The sequence below is a fragment of the Streptomyces telluris genome, assembly GCF_024519335.1.
Taxonomy (GTDB): Bacteria; Actinomycetota; Actinomycetes; order Streptomycetales; family Streptomycetaceae; genus Streptomyces; species Streptomyces telluris.
This window is the reverse complement of record NZ_JANIID010000020.1, coordinates 85,649-99,864: the sequence shown is the minus strand read 5'-3', so window position 1 is coordinate 99,864 and position 14,216 is coordinate 85,649. Positions and strand designations below refer to the sequence as shown.

19 protein-coding genes are annotated in these 14,216 nt (G+C 73.0%); 9 read left to right on the top strand and 10 right to left on the bottom strand.

From position 1 onward, the window contains the following. Positions 1 to 128: 128 nt before the first annotated feature. The 4 genes from rpsR to rpmG form a co-directional block, all read right to left on the bottom strand. On the bottom strand, positions 129 to 371 hold the full coding sequence (gene rpsR, locus NQU55_RS21630) for a 30S ribosomal protein S18 (protein WP_168095153.1): 243 nt from the start codon (positions 369 to 371) through the stop codon (positions 129 to 131). A 97-nt stretch (positions 372 to 468) separates the two neighbouring features. After that, entirely contained in the window at positions 469 to 1,677 is a 1,209-nt protein-coding gene (locus NQU55_RS21625; protein ID WP_256790973.1) for a CobW family GTP-binding protein, read from the bottom strand. Beyond that, the gene (locus tag NQU55_RS21620; protein WP_168095672.1) at positions 1,674 to 1,985 is read right to left on the bottom strand and encodes a type B 50S ribosomal protein L31; all 312 of its coding nucleotides are present in this window, start codon (positions 1,983 to 1,985) and stop codon (positions 1,674 to 1,676) included. Before NQU55_RS21620 ends, NQU55_RS21625 begins: the two co-directional genes overlap by 4 nt. A 6-nt stretch (positions 1,986 to 1,991) precedes the next feature. After that, a complete protein-coding gene (gene rpmG / locus NQU55_RS21615) occupies positions 1,992 to 2,156 on the bottom strand; it encodes a 50S ribosomal protein L33 (protein ID WP_168095671.1) in 165 nt (54 codons plus the stop codon). A gap of 72 nt (positions 2,157 to 2,228) precedes the next feature. Here rpmG and rpmB point away from each other — a divergent pair, with 72 nt between their 5' ends. Together rpmB and rpsN are read left to right on the top strand one after the other, a co-directional pair. Beyond that, the gene (gene rpmB, locus NQU55_RS21610; RefSeq protein ID WP_058045595.1) at positions 2,229 to 2,465 is read left to right on the top strand and encodes a 50S ribosomal protein L28; all 237 of its coding nucleotides are present in this window, start codon (positions 2,229 to 2,231) and stop codon (positions 2,463 to 2,465) included. After that, positions 2,465 to 2,770 (top strand): 30S ribosomal protein S14, encoded by a 306-nt coding sequence (gene rpsN / locus NQU55_RS21605; RefSeq protein WP_168095670.1) that lies wholly within the window; start codon positions 2,465 to 2,467, stop codon positions 2,768 to 2,770. Before rpmB ends, rpsN begins: the two co-directional genes overlap by 1 nt. A 96-nt stretch (positions 2,771 to 2,866) precedes the next feature. Here the strand turns inward: rpsN and NQU55_RS21600 are convergent, their stop codons facing one another. Together NQU55_RS21600 and NQU55_RS21595 are read right to left on the bottom strand one after the other, a co-directional pair. Next, positions 2,867 to 3,139, bottom strand: coding sequence for a lasso peptide biosynthesis PqqD family chaperone (locus NQU55_RS21600; RefSeq protein ID WP_168095669.1), 273 nt, complete (start codon positions 3,137 to 3,139; stop codon positions 2,867 to 2,869). A gap of 159 nt (positions 3,140 to 3,298) precedes the next feature. Next, positions 3,299 to 5,119, bottom strand: coding sequence for an asparagine synthase-related protein (locus NQU55_RS21595; protein WP_256790982.1), 1,821 nt, complete (start codon positions 5,117 to 5,119; stop codon positions 3,299 to 3,301). A gap of 540 nt (positions 5,120 to 5,659) precedes the next feature. On the opposite strand from NQU55_RS21595, the gene NQU55_RS21590 reads away from it, so the two are divergent. From NQU55_RS21590 to NQU55_RS21575, 4 genes are read left to right on the top strand one after another with little or no spacing between them, the layout of a single operon-like run. Continuing rightward, the gene (locus NQU55_RS21590) at positions 5,660 to 6,088 is read left to right on the top strand and encodes a hypothetical protein (RefSeq protein WP_168095667.1); all 429 of its coding nucleotides are present in this window, start codon (positions 5,660 to 5,662) and stop codon (positions 6,086 to 6,088) included. Positions 6,089 to 6,093: 5 nt separating this feature from the next. Continuing rightward, positions 6,094 to 6,591 carry a thiol-disulfide oxidoreductase DCC family protein gene (locus tag NQU55_RS21585; RefSeq protein ID WP_168095666.1) on the top strand — a complete coding sequence of 166 codons (498 nt, stop codon included), beginning with the start codon at positions 6,094 to 6,096 and terminating at the stop codon, positions 6,589 to 6,591. Next, complete coding sequence (locus NQU55_RS21580) at positions 6,578 to 7,048, top strand: hypothetical protein (RefSeq protein ID WP_168095665.1); 471 nt, start codon at positions 6,578 to 6,580, stop codon at positions 7,046 to 7,048. Before NQU55_RS21585 ends, NQU55_RS21580 begins: the two co-directional genes overlap by 14 nt. A 10-nt stretch (positions 7,049 to 7,058) precedes the next feature. After that, positions 7,059 to 7,769 (top strand): TetR/AcrR family transcriptional regulator, encoded by a 711-nt coding sequence (locus tag NQU55_RS21575; RefSeq protein WP_256790972.1) that lies wholly within the window; start codon positions 7,059 to 7,061, stop codon positions 7,767 to 7,769. 100 nt (positions 7,770 to 7,869) lie between these two features. Here the strand turns inward: NQU55_RS21575 and NQU55_RS21570 are convergent, their stop codons facing one another. The 3 genes from NQU55_RS21570 to NQU55_RS21560 form a co-directional block, all read right to left on the bottom strand. Beyond that, a complete protein-coding gene (locus NQU55_RS21570; RefSeq protein WP_168096450.1) occupies positions 7,870 to 8,121 on the bottom strand; it encodes a winged helix-turn-helix domain-containing protein in 252 nt (83 codons plus the stop codon). Between the two features lie 51 nt (positions 8,122 to 8,172). Continuing rightward, positions 8,173 to 8,409 (bottom strand): GntR family transcriptional regulator, encoded by a 237-nt coding sequence (locus NQU55_RS21565; RefSeq protein ID WP_206330131.1) that lies wholly within the window; start codon positions 8,407 to 8,409, stop codon positions 8,173 to 8,175. Positions 8,410 to 8,923: 514 nt separating this feature from the next. Then, positions 8,924 to 9,244, bottom strand: a complete 321-nt coding sequence (locus NQU55_RS21560) for a UBP-type zinc finger domain-containing protein (protein WP_168096448.1) — start codon at positions 9,242 to 9,244, stop codon at positions 8,924 to 8,926. Between the two features lie 75 nt (positions 9,245 to 9,319). On the opposite strand from NQU55_RS21560, the gene NQU55_RS21555 reads away from it, so the two are divergent. From NQU55_RS21555 to NQU55_RS21545, 3 genes are all read left to right on the top strand, one after another. Beyond that, positions 9,320 to 11,038, top strand: a complete 1,719-nt coding sequence (locus NQU55_RS21555) for a bifunctional 3'-5' exonuclease/DNA polymerase (RefSeq protein WP_256790971.1) — start codon at positions 9,320 to 9,322, stop codon at positions 11,036 to 11,038. 176 nt (positions 11,039 to 11,214) lie between these two features. Beyond that, positions 11,215 to 12,246, top strand: a complete 1,032-nt coding sequence (locus tag NQU55_RS21550) for a rod shape-determining protein (protein WP_168094409.1) — start codon at positions 11,215 to 11,217, stop codon at positions 12,244 to 12,246. A gap of 218 nt (positions 12,247 to 12,464) precedes the next feature. Beyond that, positions 12,465 to 12,920 (top strand): tellurite resistance TerB family protein, encoded by a 456-nt coding sequence (locus NQU55_RS21545; protein ID WP_058045579.1) that lies wholly within the window; start codon positions 12,465 to 12,467, stop codon positions 12,918 to 12,920. A gap of 73 nt (positions 12,921 to 12,993) precedes the next feature. Here the strand turns inward: NQU55_RS21545 and NQU55_RS21540 are convergent, their stop codons facing one another. Beyond that, positions 12,994 to 14,100, bottom strand: coding sequence for a type III polyketide synthase (locus tag NQU55_RS21540; RefSeq protein WP_168094410.1), 1,107 nt, complete (start codon positions 14,098 to 14,100; stop codon positions 12,994 to 12,996). Positions 14,101 to 14,216 lie beyond the last annotated feature (116 nt).

The window sequence follows — 14,216 nt, the reverse complement described above, 5'->3', positions numbered from 1 at the left end:
TGGGGTTGACAACTACTCCGGATCATAGCTGCGTTCACATGCTTCTGCATGAGCGAATGCACGTGCACTTACGGTGTTCCCACCATTACTTCAGGGTGACTACACCATCGCGACCAGACGGCCGCCGACTACTTGCCCGTACTCGAATACGGCAGAAGTGCCATCTCACGTGCATTCTTGATCGCCCGGGCCAGCAGGCGCTGCTGCTGAACGGTGACCCGGGTCACCCGGCGGCTGCGGATCTTCCCCCGGTCCGAAATGAACTTCCGCAGCAGATCGGTGTCCTTGTAGTCGATGTACGTGATGCCTGCCGCGTCCAGGGGGTTGGGGCGGGGCTTGAGGTTCTTGCGGGGGTCGGGGCGGCGGGGCATGAAAAGTCCTTGGAGTTCTGGAACTGCGGGTCTGTGAATCTATGAACCTGTGAACCGGTGGGCCGGTGGGCCGGTGGGCCGCGGATCTGCAGGGGTGTCAGGAAACGGGGTCGAGGAGTTCGTCGAACACGGCGGGAAGCAGTCGCCAGGCGTCCGGCCCGCCCGCGTATTCGGCGTCGGTCAGCAGGCAGGACTCCAGCAGCGTGCGCAGCCCGTCGGCGTCGAGCCCCGGCGAGGTGAACGTGAGGTGCTGGACGCGGTCGCCGTGCTCGGGGTCCCAGTCGAGGGAGGCGGCCACGCGCCGGTCAGGCGGCACCATGTCCCAGGCGGCGTCCGGCAGCGCCGCGAGCCACGGCCCCGCGCTCTCCACGCACAGCGCGCCGCCCGCGGCGTCCCACGCCAGCAGCGTGTCCGGCCGGTCGGCCAGCCAGAAGCGGCCCCGGCTGCGCGCGGCGGCACAGCACAGGTCCTCCAGCGCGGCGTACAGCCGCCCCGGGTGGAAGGGGCGGCGCCCGCGCCACACGAGGGTGGCGACGCCGTCCGCGTCGGCCTCCTGCGGCAGCAGCGCGCAGGCGGGGTGCTGCCGGGCCGCGGCCGCCTCCACGTCGAATCCGGCGACCGCGGCGGCCGCCAGTTCGACGGAGTCGACGGCGATGTGACGGGCGGTGGGAGCGAGTTGGGAGAGGAGGGCGTGGTCGGCGGCGTCGGCCGGGGCCACGGGCTCGCCGAAGGCGGTCCGGTCGCCGTCGGCGTCCTCCCCGTCCGCCGTCCCCTCCGCCAGCGCGAGCACCGTCGGGTACTCCAGCTGCCGGGCGAAGGTGTCGGCCACGGTGCGCTGATCGGCGGCCGCGGCGGCCAGCCCGGCCTCCGCGAGGTCGTCGCCGCAGCCGAGGGCGGGCAGGACGAGGGCCGGGTCCACGGCCGTGATCACGCCCGTGAGCCGCAGGTCCTCGCCCGCGTGGGCCGCCACGACCTCGGCCATGGCCTTGGGTTCGACGGAGTCCCACAGTTCGACGACGGCGAGCCGGCACGTGCCCGAGGCGGCGAGCCGCTCCAGTTCGGGCATGAGGTCCTCGCGCAGGGCGCAGCAGGCGCAGTCGTTGACGAGCGGCGCCTCGCCCTCGTCGAGCGTGCCGGTGCGGTCCCGCACCGTGCGGCGGACCGTTCCGGCGGAGGCGGTGGCCAGGTCGTGGTGGAGGGCGATGCTGCCGGGAACGGTCCGCAGGAGGCGCTCGACCGCGGCCCGGCGGGCGTCCGCATGCAGACCGCCCACCAGGGCCACGGGCAGGGGGTGCGGCGCGGTCACCGCCGGCCCCCGCGGTCGCCGCTGCTGCCGCGGTCAGTGCTGCTGCCGCGGCTGCCGCTGCCGCCGCGGCTGCCGTAGCGGCGCTCGAAGCGCTCGACGCGGCCGGCGGTGTCCAGGACGCGGGCCGTGCCCGTGTAGAAGGGGTGGCTCGCCGAGGAGATCTCGACGTCGATGACGGGGTACGTGCTGCCGTCCTCCCACTCGACCGTCTTGTCGCTGGTGGCGGTCGAGCGCGTGAGGAAGGCGAAGCCGGCCGCGCGGTCACGGAAGACGACGGGGCCGTAGGGCGGGTGGATTCCGGGCTTCACGGCGGATCAGCGCTCCTCTCGGAAGGTGACGTGGCGGCCGACGACGGGGTCGTACTTGCGCAGGTGCAGGCGGTCGGGGTCGTTACGGCGGTTCTTGCGGGTGACGTAGGTGTAGCCGGTTCCGGCGGTGGACCGGAGCTTGATGACGGGGCGTAGCTCGTTGCGGGCCATGGGGGCTACTATACAGAAATGGTTCCCATTTTCATTAAGGCTCTTCCGGAGCCCTCCCAGGAGGTCTGACCCTTGTCGGCGCACTGCCAGCTGACCGGCCGCAAGCCCGGATTCGGCAAGACCATCTCCCACTCCCACCGCCGCACGTCGCGGCGGTTCGACCCCAACATCCAGAGCAAGCGCTACTGGCTCCCCTCCGAAGGCCGGCACGTACGGCTGCGGCTGAGCGCGAAGGGGATCAAGACCGTCGACACCATCGGCGTCGAGGCGGCCGTCGCCCGCATCCGGGCCCGTGGGGGGAAGGTCTGATGGCCAAGAAGAGCAAGATCGTGAAGAACGAGCAGCGGCGGCTGACGGTCGCCCGCTACGCGGCACGCCGGGCCCTCCTCAAGGCCGTCATCCGCAACCCGCAAACGCCGGAGGAGGAGCGGCTGGCGGCCGAGCGCGAACTGCGGCGCCAGCCGCGGGACGCCAGCGCGACCCGCCTGCGCAACCGCGACTCCGGCGACGGCCGGCCGCGCGGCTACTTCCGTACGTTCGGCCTGTCGCGGGTCAACCTGCGCAAGGAGGCCCACGCCGGGCACCTGCCGGGGGTGCGGAAGTCCAGCTGGTAGACGGCGGGCGGCAGTTGCCGGGCCGGCGCTTCCGGTCAGGCCCGTTGCCGGCAGCCGACCGCAGTTGCCGGGGCGAGCCGGCGGCTGCCGGCCCGGTCACCCGCCGGTCACCACCAGGCGGGCCGTGGAGAGGGAGTCGATGAGGGCCGCCACGTCGGTGGCGGCCAGCTCCGCGGAGACGGCCGGATACCGCTCGGTGAGCACCCGCGCCGCCCGCTCCGGGGTGCCTTCGGTGCCGTCGAGCAGGGTGCGCAGGATGAGCGCGGCGGTGCTGTTGAGCTGCCAGTAGCTCCCGGACTGCTCGTCGAGCAGCACCATGCCGTCCTCGGTGTCCGTGGCGGACACGTCCCGGCGAAGGGTGAGGTTCACAGCGGTCTCCCGTGGTGGTGTGAGGCGGTCGTGCGAAGGGCCGCTACAGCGACTGCAGCCGCTACGGCGGCTCGGCGGTACGGCGGTTACGGCGGCTCGGTGGTACGGCGGTACGGCGGTACGGCGGTACGGCGGTACGGCGGTACGGCGGTACGGCGGCTACGGCATCAAGGCGGCGCGCTCGGGGAGGGAGCGGAGCCAGAGTTCGCAGCCCAGGGTGGTGTCGAGCGGGCGCAGAGGCCCCGGTACGGGGTGCAGGCCGAGCAGGCTCGCGCGGAGGGCCGCCGCGTCCACCAGGCCCGCGCGGGCCAGCAGGGAATCCTCGAACAGCCCGACGAGACGGGCCCGGTTGTGCCGCAGCCCCGCGTACAGGTCCGCATACGGGTCCGCGCCGAACCCGTCCGCGGCGGACCGTCCCAGGACCGGGTCCGGCACGATCCCGTGCAGGGCGGCGGCGAGGACCGGCTTGTACCGGCCGGGCTCGCTGCGTTCGCCGACGCGTACGGACAGCGCCGCCTCGACGACCCCGTCGTCGAGGTAGGGCGCGGCGTACTCCAGCCCCCTCGCGGACGTCACCTGGTCGAACTGGCGGACGCCGCGCCCGCCTGCCCGTACGGAGGCGAGCGCCGCGTGCTGGCCGCGCTGCGCGTGGAGCGGCTCCGGGGCGGCTGCCGCGGCCTCGCGCAGCAGGCTCCGTACCGCGAGGACCGCGTCCGCGGTCGCCCAGGAGGGCATGCGCAGGTCCGGCCCCCAAGCCAGGGAGGGGACGTTCCCCGCCGGGAAGGCGGCGGGCCGGACGAGGCTGTCCGCCCAAGCGGTCAGCCACTGGGGGAAGTTGCTGCGGTCCGCCAGGCCGCCCAGGACCGGGAGCAGCGGCAGGCGACGGCCGGCGCGCTTCCTGCGGACGGCGGCGAGGGCGGCGAGCGGGCGGCTGCGCAGGAGGTCGTGCAGGTGCGGGGCGGGGGCGGTGAAGAGCTCGTCCGCGCCGCCGCCGAACATGTGCAGCCGGGAGCCCCGGAGCGTCATCAGGGCGGACAGCTTGGCGAAGCGGGCGGCGTCCCGCACCCAGGCGCCGGGCTCGTCGGCCGGGCGGTTCACGTCGTGGGGCGGGTGGTTCATGTCGTGGGACGGGTGGCCGGCACCGTACGCCGGGTGGCCGAGGCCGTGGGTCAAGTGGCCGGTGTTGTCGGCCGGGTGGCTCATGCCGTAGGCCGGGCGGCTCATCCCGTGGGCGGCGCCCAGGCGCAGGACGTCTGCCGTCTCGGCCGGATCGCTGAACCAGAGGGGCGTTCCGGAGCGGCCGGGCCGGACGTGCCGGGCGTCGGGCAGCGCGGCGGCGGCCCGGGCGGCCCGGCGGCCGTCGCCGTCACCCGGGTCGGCCCCCTCCCAGCGCAGAGTGACCAGTTTCGCCGCGCCGATCCGGGCCGCGAGGAAGCACAGGCCGGTGGAGTCCATCCCGCCGGAGAGGTCCGCACTCACCGTGCCGCCGCCGGCCGTGCAGGACTCGACGGCGGCGACGAGCGCCCGGCGCACCCCGCGCGCGCCTTCGGCGGCGGACAGCACCGGCTCCGGCGGGGCCCACCAGCGCTGCGTACGGGCCCGCCCGTCGGCCTCGATCGCCAGGCAGTCCCCGGACGGCACGCGGTGCACGCCGCGCCACGGGCTCCGGTCGTCCAGCGGGTGGGGAGGGGGCGAGGCGAGCAGGTGGAGTGCAAGCGTCTGCTCGTCCGGGCTCGCTCCGACGGCCTCCGCGAGCCGGTCGGCGCGGTCGGCCGCCACGGTCACGCCGTCGAAGCGGGAGTAGAAGACCGCGCGTGCGCCGGATGCGGAGCCCCGTACCCGGACCCGTCCGCCGGCCGAGGTCACCACGTGGAAGCTGCCCGCCAGGCCCGCGACGGCCCGCTCGGTGTCCGCGACGTCACGGACCTGCCGCAGCCGTGCGGCCAGCTCCGCCGCGGTGACGGGGCAGCGGCCGATCACCGCCAACCGCGCCGCACCTGCCGTCGCCCTGGTTCCCGTTCCCGCCCCTGCTCCCGCCCCTGTTCCCCTCCTCGCCTCCGGCCCCGGCCCCGCCCCCGGCCCGGCGACCGTCACCCTTTCGTCCGGCCAACTGCCCAGCAACCAGGGCCGCCCGGAGGCGTGGTCGATCGTCCGGGACGCCCGGGGGCGCAGCACGCGGGCCGCAGCCAGGCCCGCCTCACTGTCCGGCAGAACCGCGAACCACACTGCCCGGCTCCCTCCCGGCGACTGCTGTCCAGCAGTGCGCCAAATGCACCGCATCCGCACCGTGAGCCCCGGGATACCCACGCCTTCTCCCGTTACGCCGAACAGGCGAACATTTCACACGACAAGGAGGCAAGTGTGACGATATGCCTGCCGTTGAATGACAGAGCCCGGCGCTTCAGCGTTCACCATCGCGGCGGGCCGGACCGGCGGCGTCGCGGGCTTGAACGTGTTCAAAAACAGGTCTACAGTCACGATCATCAGAGCTTTTGAACACGTTCAAGAAGGGTTGGGGACGTGGACCTCACCGTCGTCGCATACGTCATCTACCTGCTGCTCAGCCTGAGCCTCACGGTCTGGGTCGCGCGCACGCTCAGCCGCAACGGGCGGGTCTTCCTCGCCGACGTCCTGCACGGCAACGAGAAGCTCGCGGAGGCCGTGAACCACCTGCTGGTGGTCGGCTTCTACCTGGTGAACCTCGGGTTCATCGCCCTGTACCTCCAGGACGACACGACCGTCACCGACGCCCGCGGGGTGTTCGAGGCGCTGTCGCAGAAGCTCGGCGTCGTCCTGCTCGTGCTCGGCGTCATGCACCTCGGCAACGTCTACGCCCTCAACAAGTTCCGCCGCCGCGGCATCATGGAGCGGGAGCAGGTCCCGCCCGTCGCGCCGCAGGGGTGGACGGGTCAGCAGGGCCCGTGGACCGCGCCGGCCGGCGGGCGCTGAGCCCGATGACGACCGTCACGGCGGCCACCGCCGCTGCCGCCGACCGGGACGCGCGGAGCGTCCCGGTCCGCCGGCTCACCGTGCTCTACGACGCGCAGTGCCCGCTCTGCACCTTCGTGCGCAACTGGCTCGTGAGACAGCGTCAGCTCGTGCCGCTCGACCTGGTGCCCCTCGGGTCGGACGAGGCCCGGCGCCGCTTCCCGGAGCTCGACCACGCCGCCACGTACGAGGAGATCACCGTCGTCGGCGACGGCGGGCAGGTCTACCGCGGGGCCGCCGCGTGGGTCGTCTGCCTGTGGGCCCTGGCCGAGTACCGCCCGCTCTCCCACCGCATGAACACGCCGTCCGGCCTCCGCTTCGCCCGCAACGCGCTCCTGGCCGCGTCCAGGTACCGCGGCGCGCACTGGCAGACCCGGCCCGCGCCCGGCACGACCGGGTGGGCGTACGCAGCCCCGCCGCCGGCCTGCGGCAGCGCCTGTGAGCCCGGCAGTGCCCCCGCGTAGCCCCCGCACCGGTCGCGCCGGTCGCGCCGGTCGCACCGGTCGCGCCGGCCGGCCCGCGCGGATCGTCGGACTCGTCGCCTTCGGCACCGTGGCCGCGCTGGCCGCCCTGGTCGTCCTCCTGAGCCCGCCCGCCGGATCGGCGGAACCCGGCGAACTCGTCGGCTCCTGGCGCGCCCACCAAGGGGCGCGGCTCACCCTCCACGAGAACGGCACGCTCACCGCCGTGGGCGTGCCCACCGCCTTCTCCGAGGACGACGACGAGCAGCCCACCAGGCGGTACACCGGCGACGGAACCTGGCACCTGGAGAAGAAGCCCAAGCTCGGCCACCAGCGGATCCGGCTCACCCTCGGCGAGACGTTCGAACTCTCCATCGCCGGCGAGGGCGCCCGCGACGGCCTCTTCATCAGGCCGTCCCGGGACACCACCACCCAGTTCCGCTTCAAGAGGACCCCTTAGGCTCTGAACCGTGCCAGCAGAGAACGAGCCCCGGCCTGCGAAGAGCGAGCAGACCCGCACCCTGATCCTGGAAACCGCGATGCGGCTCTTCCAGGAACACGGCTACGACAAGACCACCATGCGGGCCATCGCCAAGGAGGCCGGCGTCTCCGTCGGCAACGCGTACTACTACTTCGCCGGCAAGGAACACCTGATCCAGGGCTTCTACGACCGGATCGCCGCCGAGCACCAGGCGGCGGTCCGCGAGGTGCTGGACCGGGAGACCGACCTGGAGGCGCGGCTCTCCGGCGTCCTGCAGGCCTGGCTGGACATCGCCACGCCGTACCACGAGTTCGCGGCCCAGTTCTTCAAGAACGCCGCCGACCCCGACTCCCCGCTGAGCCCCTTCTCCGCCGAGTCCGAGCACGCGCGCGAAGCGGCCATCGACGTCCACCGCGAGGTCCTCGCCGGGGCCAAGGCCAAGGTCCCGGCCGAGCTCGCCGACATCCTCCCCGAGCTGATGTGGCTCTCCCAGATGGGCCTCGTCCTCTACTGGGTCTTCGACCGCTCCCCCGACCGCGAACGCACCCGCCGCCTGGCCGACCGCGGCGCCCGCCTGACGACACGCGGCATCTCCCTGGCCCGCTTCCGCGTCCTGCGCCCGCTCGTCCTCGAAGTCCACGAGCTGTTCACGGACTTCCTCCCGGGCATGGCCCAGACGGCGGTCGCCCGCAAGTCCTGACGCCGTCAGGTGCACACGACGTAGACCGTGGTGTCGCGGGGATCGCGGTTGGCGTTGGCTGACGAAGGGGTGAGGCAAACCCGCGCAGAGTGGCTACCGTTCACGGCGTGACGAACGTTCCCTTGGCAGGGAGGGTCACGAGGAGACCGCGGTCCCTCAGCTCCCGCGTTGCGCGGCGGACGGTCCCGATGGCGACGCCGTATTCCTCGGCGAGGTCCCTCTCGCCCGGCAGGCGGGCTCCCGGTCGAAGCGCCCCCGCCTCGATGCGGGCGGCTACGTGGTCGGCGAGCTGCATGTAGACGTAGGCCGGCCTCGTGGCGTCGATGGGACCGGCTACGCGCTCGTCTGGCATGGCCCTCAACGTAGGGCAGTCGCTGACGCGTTCGTCAGAAGTCGCCGGAACCTACGCCTTGGGCGACTTGGCGGCGACGAATGAGCCCAGGCCCGGGGTGGTGATGATCAGCCCCTCGTCGCGAAGGGCGGTCTTGACCTTGCGGACCGTGCCCCTGGCTACGCCGAACTCCTGCTCCAGTTGCGTCTCCGAGATCAGGTGATTCACCGGGTACTCACCGCTGGCGATGCGCTGCCGGATTACCTCGGCGATCTGCGTCCACTTGGGACGAGTGGGATCAAACTCCATCACACGCAGACTGTACGTGTTGACGGATAACCGAACATAGTCACGGACGGCCCTGTACGGCCCTGCCCGGGTATGGACAGGTCACTTAAAGTGGCGATAGCTTGCCGTCACAGAGAACCCCCGCGACCGCTGGAACCGGCCCGGGGGCATGGCCACCAGCCTCAGGAGCTGATGACGTGAAGGACTCTATCTCCCGCCTCCTCGCCCGGATGAGGGCTCTCTTCAGCCGCCGCACGGCGCCCGAAGCCCCCGTCACGCCGCCTCCGGCGACGCCCCCCGCACCCCCCGCGCTCCCAACCCCCCCCGTACCCCCGAACCCCTCCGCCCCCACTGCGGCGTCTACGTGTGGGCCACCGCGCATGGGATCGACCTGCGGCCCACCGGCCCGCTCCTCGCCTGCACCTGTGCAGCCAAACCGCATCCCGCCCACCCCGACTCCGACTCCGACTCCGACGCCCTGCGCGCCAAAGTGCGGGAGGTCAACTCCCGTAGCACCTGGGGGAAATGAGGCCCGTCAGCTCAGTACCAGCAGGAGCTGGTCGGCGTAGCACCACGCCCAGTCCTCGCCCGGTTCGAAGGACCGGGCGAGGTCGTGGCCCTGTTCCGTGCGGGCGTGGGCGCTCGCGTGGCGGTTCGGGGAGCTGTCGCAGCAGGCGACGTGGCCGCAGACGAGGCACTCACGCAGGTGCACCCAGGTGCCGCCGGTGCGCAGGCAGTCCTCGCAGCCTTCCGTGGTGCTGGGGGTGACCTCCGCGGCCGCCTCGTCCAGGTGGGCGCAGTCCCGACGGGTCGGGCGGCCCTCCACGTCCGCTGCCACCTGCCAGGTTCCAGTCATGTCCCCAACGTAGCCCGGCACGCCCGATCCCGCAGGTCAGGGCGATTGTCAGACCCCCCTGGCAGGATCGTTCGCGTGAGGTTGGCGGTGGCGGAGACGGGCGACGGGGGTGTCCGTCTCCGTGCCGTCGATCTTGCGGGGGCGCCGGTCGGGCCGGTCGCGTCCGCGGGGAGCCTGGCGGAGGCGGTGCGGTCGCATCCGCACGTGGAGCGGTGGGTGTGGCGGTCCACCGCGCACCATTACCCGCAGTTGCTGGCGGCCGGGCTGCGCGTCGAGCGGTGTTACGACGTGGAGGCGGCCGAGAGCCTGCTCGTGGGGCACGAGGAGGGGCAGTCGGGGCAGCCCCGGTCGCTCGCCGCCGCGTGGGCGCGGCTGCGCGGCCTGCCCGTGCCCGCCGATCCGCCGCCGCGGGCCGCCGGCGGGCAGCCGTCGCTGTTCGAGCCGGGGCCGGTGCCGCTGCCGCCCGGCACGGATCCGCTGGACGTCCTGGTCGAGGTCCACGCCGCGCAGATCGCCCGCGCGGAGGCCTCCGCGTACCGCGGGCGGATGCTGCTCCTCCTCGCCCTGGAGTCCGCGGGCACCCTGGTCGCCGCCGAGATGCACCGGGCGGGCCTGCCGTGGCGGGCCGATGTCCACCGCGCCCTGCTGGACGAGCTGCTCGGGGAGCACTTCCCGGGCGGGCTGGAGCCGCGGCGGCTGGCCGAGCTGGCGGAGGCCGTGTCCGCCGCGTTCGGCGAGGAGGGCGTGCGCGTGCGGCCGGATCTGCCCGCGGACATCACGCGGGCCTTCGCCCGCCAGGGCATCTCCCTGTCGTCCACGCGCGCGTGGGAGCTCCAGGCGATCGACCATCCCGCCGTCGAGCCCCTGCTGCAGTACAAGAAGCTCTACCGGCTGCACACGGCCCACGGCCGGTCATGGCTGCAGACGTGGGTGCGCGAGGGCCGCTTCCGCGCCGAGTACGTGCCGAGCGGTTCCGTCTCGGGCCGCTGGACGACCAACGGCGGGGGCGCGCTGCAGATCCCGCGCGTCGTGCGCCGGGCCGTCGTCGCCGACCCCGGGTGGCGGCTGGTGGTCGCGGACGCCGATCAGATGGAGCCGCGCGTCCTCGCCGCCGTCTCCCGCGACCCGGGCCTGATGGAGGCGGCGAGCGGCGAGCGCGATCTGTACGCGGCCCTGTCGGACCGGGCCTTCGCCGGTGACCGCGAGCGGGCCAAGCTGGCGATGCTCGGCGCGATCTACGGGCAGACGTCCGGCGACGGCCTGAAGCACCTCGCGGACCTGCGCCGCCGCTTCCCCGCGGCCGTCGCCCTCGTGGACGACGCGGCGCGCGCGGGCGAGGAGGGCCGCCTCGTACGGACGTGGCTCGGGCGTACGTGCCCGCCGGCCTCCACGGCCCTGCCCGACGAGGCGGGCCTGCCCCAGTCCCCGGACGAGGATTCCGCGCCCGGCTACGGCAGCACCCCGGCCGGCCGGGCCCGCGGCCGTTTCACGCGGAACTTCGTGGTGCAGGGCAGCGCCGCCGACTGGGCCCTGGCGATGCTCGCGGCCCTGCGCCAGGAGCTCGCGGGGCTCCGCGCCGAGCTGGTCTTCTTCCAGCACGACGAGGTCATCGTGCACTGCCCCGAAGCGGAGGCGGCCGTGGCCGCCGAGGCCATCCGCACCGCCTCGCGCCGTGCCGCGCAGGTCGTCTTCGGGCAGACGCCGGTGCTGTTCCCGTTCACGACGGCGGTCGTGGAGTGCTACGCCGACGCGAAGGGGCCGCGGCCGGCCGCCGCGGCGGCGGCGCTGTCCTGACGCTCCCAGCCCTGACGGTCCGTCAACCCGGTGTCGGCCATGCGGGCCACTCCGTCCCCCGTCCGGCCCAGCCGGGCGGGCGGTTTCCCGGCCCGCCGCGCACGATGGGCCCTAGGGACGCCCGGCGGCGCGGCCCGCCCCCGTATCCCGACCGCCGCTCCAGGGGAGGCCCTGCCATGACGTCCTTCAGTCTTGAGCAGCTGCGGCGCTGCACCGTCGCCGTGGACCTCGGGGCGGCCCGCACCCGGGTCTACCTCCGCGACAGCGGCCTGATCGTGGACGAGCCGTCGATCGCCGCCGTCAACACCCGGACCGGCTCGCTGATCGCGGTCGGCACCCTCGCCGAGGGCATGGCGGGCCGCACCCCGGCGCACATCAGCGTCGTCCGCCCGGTGTCCGGCGGCACCGTCGTCGACGTCGAGATGGCGCAGCGGATGCTCCGCAACCTCGTCAGCGACAAGGTGCGCCGCGCCTGGCGGCGCAAGCCGATGCTGCGCGCCGCGGTCTGCATCCCGCACGACGCGGACCCGCTCGCCCGCCGCGCGGCCGTCGAGACCCTGATGGGGCTGGGGACGCGGCGAGTGGAGCTGGTCGACACGCTCATCGCCGCCGCCGTGGGCTGCGGGCAGCCCGTCGAGCTGCCGGAGGCCACGATGATCGTGGTGTGCGGGGCGGCCTCCACCCAGGTCGCCGTGTTGTCGCTGGGCGCGATCGTGGCGGCGGAGAAGGTGCTGGTCGGCGGGGACGCCATGGACTACGCGGTCGTCGAGCACCTGCGCAGCCGCCACGAGCTGATGCTGCCCACGCAGGGGCTGCACCCGCTGCACCTCGCGCTCTCCGCGGACCCCATGGAGGAGAGCGCGGAGGTCCGCGGCCGGGACGTGGCGACCGGCCTGTCCCGTACGGTCATGGTGAGCACGGCCGACGTCCGCGAGGTGATGCACACGCCGCTCACGGCCGTGCTGGACGCGATCGGCCGCGTGCTGCGCTCCTGCCCGCCCGACCTCGTGGCGGACCTCGTCGACCGCGGGGTGATGCTCGCGGGCGGCAGCGCGGTGCTGCCGGGTCTGGACCGGATGATCGCCGATGCGACGGGGATGACCGTGCGCATCGCCGACCAGCCGGACGTCTGCGCGGTGCTCGGGCTCGGCGCGATGATGGAGGGCAAGGTGCAGCCGCTGCACCTGGACCCGCTCGCTTCTTCGTGACGAGCCTCTCGGTGACGAGCTTCTTCGTCACGAACCTCTTCGTCACGAACCTCTTCGTCACGAACCTCTTCGTCACGAACCTCTTCGTGACGAGCCTCGCCTCTTCGTAACGAACCTTTCGCGCCACTTCTCTCGCTGTTATGTCACTTTGGGAACTTCCGTACCTCTCTCCCCCGTTCTCCCCGTACACCCCCGTTATGTATGAGGAGAAACGGCAAATGGCGCTCTGGGACCGGCTCAAGGACTCCGCGACGACGATGCAGGGTCAGCTGGTGGCGAAGAAGAACGAGCTGAAGAGCGGCGCGTTCCGGGACGCGAGCATGGCCATGTGCGCCCTGGTCGCGGCCGCCGACGGCTCGATCGACGCCTCGGAGCGGCAGCGCGTCGCCTCGCTGATCGCCACCAACGAGGTGCTGCAGAACTTCCCCGCCGACGACCTGCAGGCCCGCTTCAACGACTACTGCCAGAAGCTCACGGCCGACTTCGACTTCGGCAAGGTCAGCGTGATGCAGACCATCGGCAAGGTGCAGAAGAAGCCGACCGAGGCCCGTGCGGTCGTGCAGATCGGCATCGTCATCGGCGGCGCCGACGGCGACTTCGACAAGACCGAGCAGGCCGTCGTCCGCGAGGCGTGCTTCGCGCTGGGCATCAACCCGGCCGAATTCGACCTCTGACGGGCGACCGGTGACGGGCGACCGGTGACGGGCGACCCGCCCGGCCGGCTCCACCGGCCCGGCCGGAGGCCGGTTACGCGGGCTGCGGCATCGAGCGGCCCGGCGCCTGCCCCTCCCTCTCACCGCCGCCCGTCCCGTTGCTCCACGTGCCCAGCGAGATCTCGGCGGTGATGCCGGGGCCGAAGCCGGCGATGACACCCCGTGCGTCGTGCGCCACCCCGCCGTCGGCCCACAGGCGCTCCAGGGCGTCGAAGATGACGGCACTGGCGATGTTGCCCCGCTCGGTGAGCGTGGCCCTGCTGTAGCGGAACCACTCGGGGGCCAGGTCGAGGTACTTGCACAGGTCGTCGAGGATCCTCGGCCCGCCCGCGTGGACGATGTAGAAGTCGAGCTCGGAGACGTTCCAGTCGTGGGGCTCGGCCATGTCGCGCATGGCGGGGGCGAGCATGGCCATCGTGCCCGGGACCCGCTTGTCGAGCAGGAAGTGGAAGCCGGTGTCGCGGACCGCGTAGGAGATCCAGTCCTCGGTGTCCGGCACCAGGTGGGAGCCGTTGCGCTCCAGGCGCACGCCTTCGCCGCCCTCCCCGCGCACCACGGCCGCGGCGAGGGCGTCGCCGAAGAGGCCGTTGGACAGGAGGTTGCCGACGCCGAGGTCGGTGGGCTGGTAGAGCAGCGAGCAGAACTCGCAGGCGACGATGAGGGCGTTGGCGCCGGGGTAGGCGGTGCAGAAGTCGTGTGCGCGGTTGATGGCGGCGCCGCCCGCGGCACAGCCGAGCTGGGCGATGGGCAGCTGTCTGGTGGTGACCGGGAAGTCCATGGTGTTGATGAGCCAGGCGGTCATGGACGGCATCATGAAGCCGGTGCACGAGACGTAGACGATCAAGTCGATGTCGCGCGGGGTGAGTTCGGCGTGCTCCAGGGCCCGCCGGACGACTGCGGGGACCCGGGCCTTGGCCTCGGTCTCGTAGAGGTTGTTGCGCCAGGTGAGGCCCGGGTGCTTGAGGGTGTCCTCGATGGGCTGGAGGATGTGCCGGGTCTGGACTCCGGTGTTGCCGATGAGCCGCAGCGCCAGCGGCAGCTGCGGGTGGTCGGCGTGCAGCGTCCGAGCCAGCTGCAGGGTCTCCTCCATGGTGATGACGTGCTCGGGTACGGCGATGGCCGGTCGGCAGAGCGTAGCCATGACTGCCTCCTTACCAGGGACTTACCGGTCCAGGGGACTGACCGGTGGACTTACCGGGCACCGGATCCGCCGCCCTGCGCGGGCGGGGGACCGGGCGCCCCGTCGGTGCGCCGCGC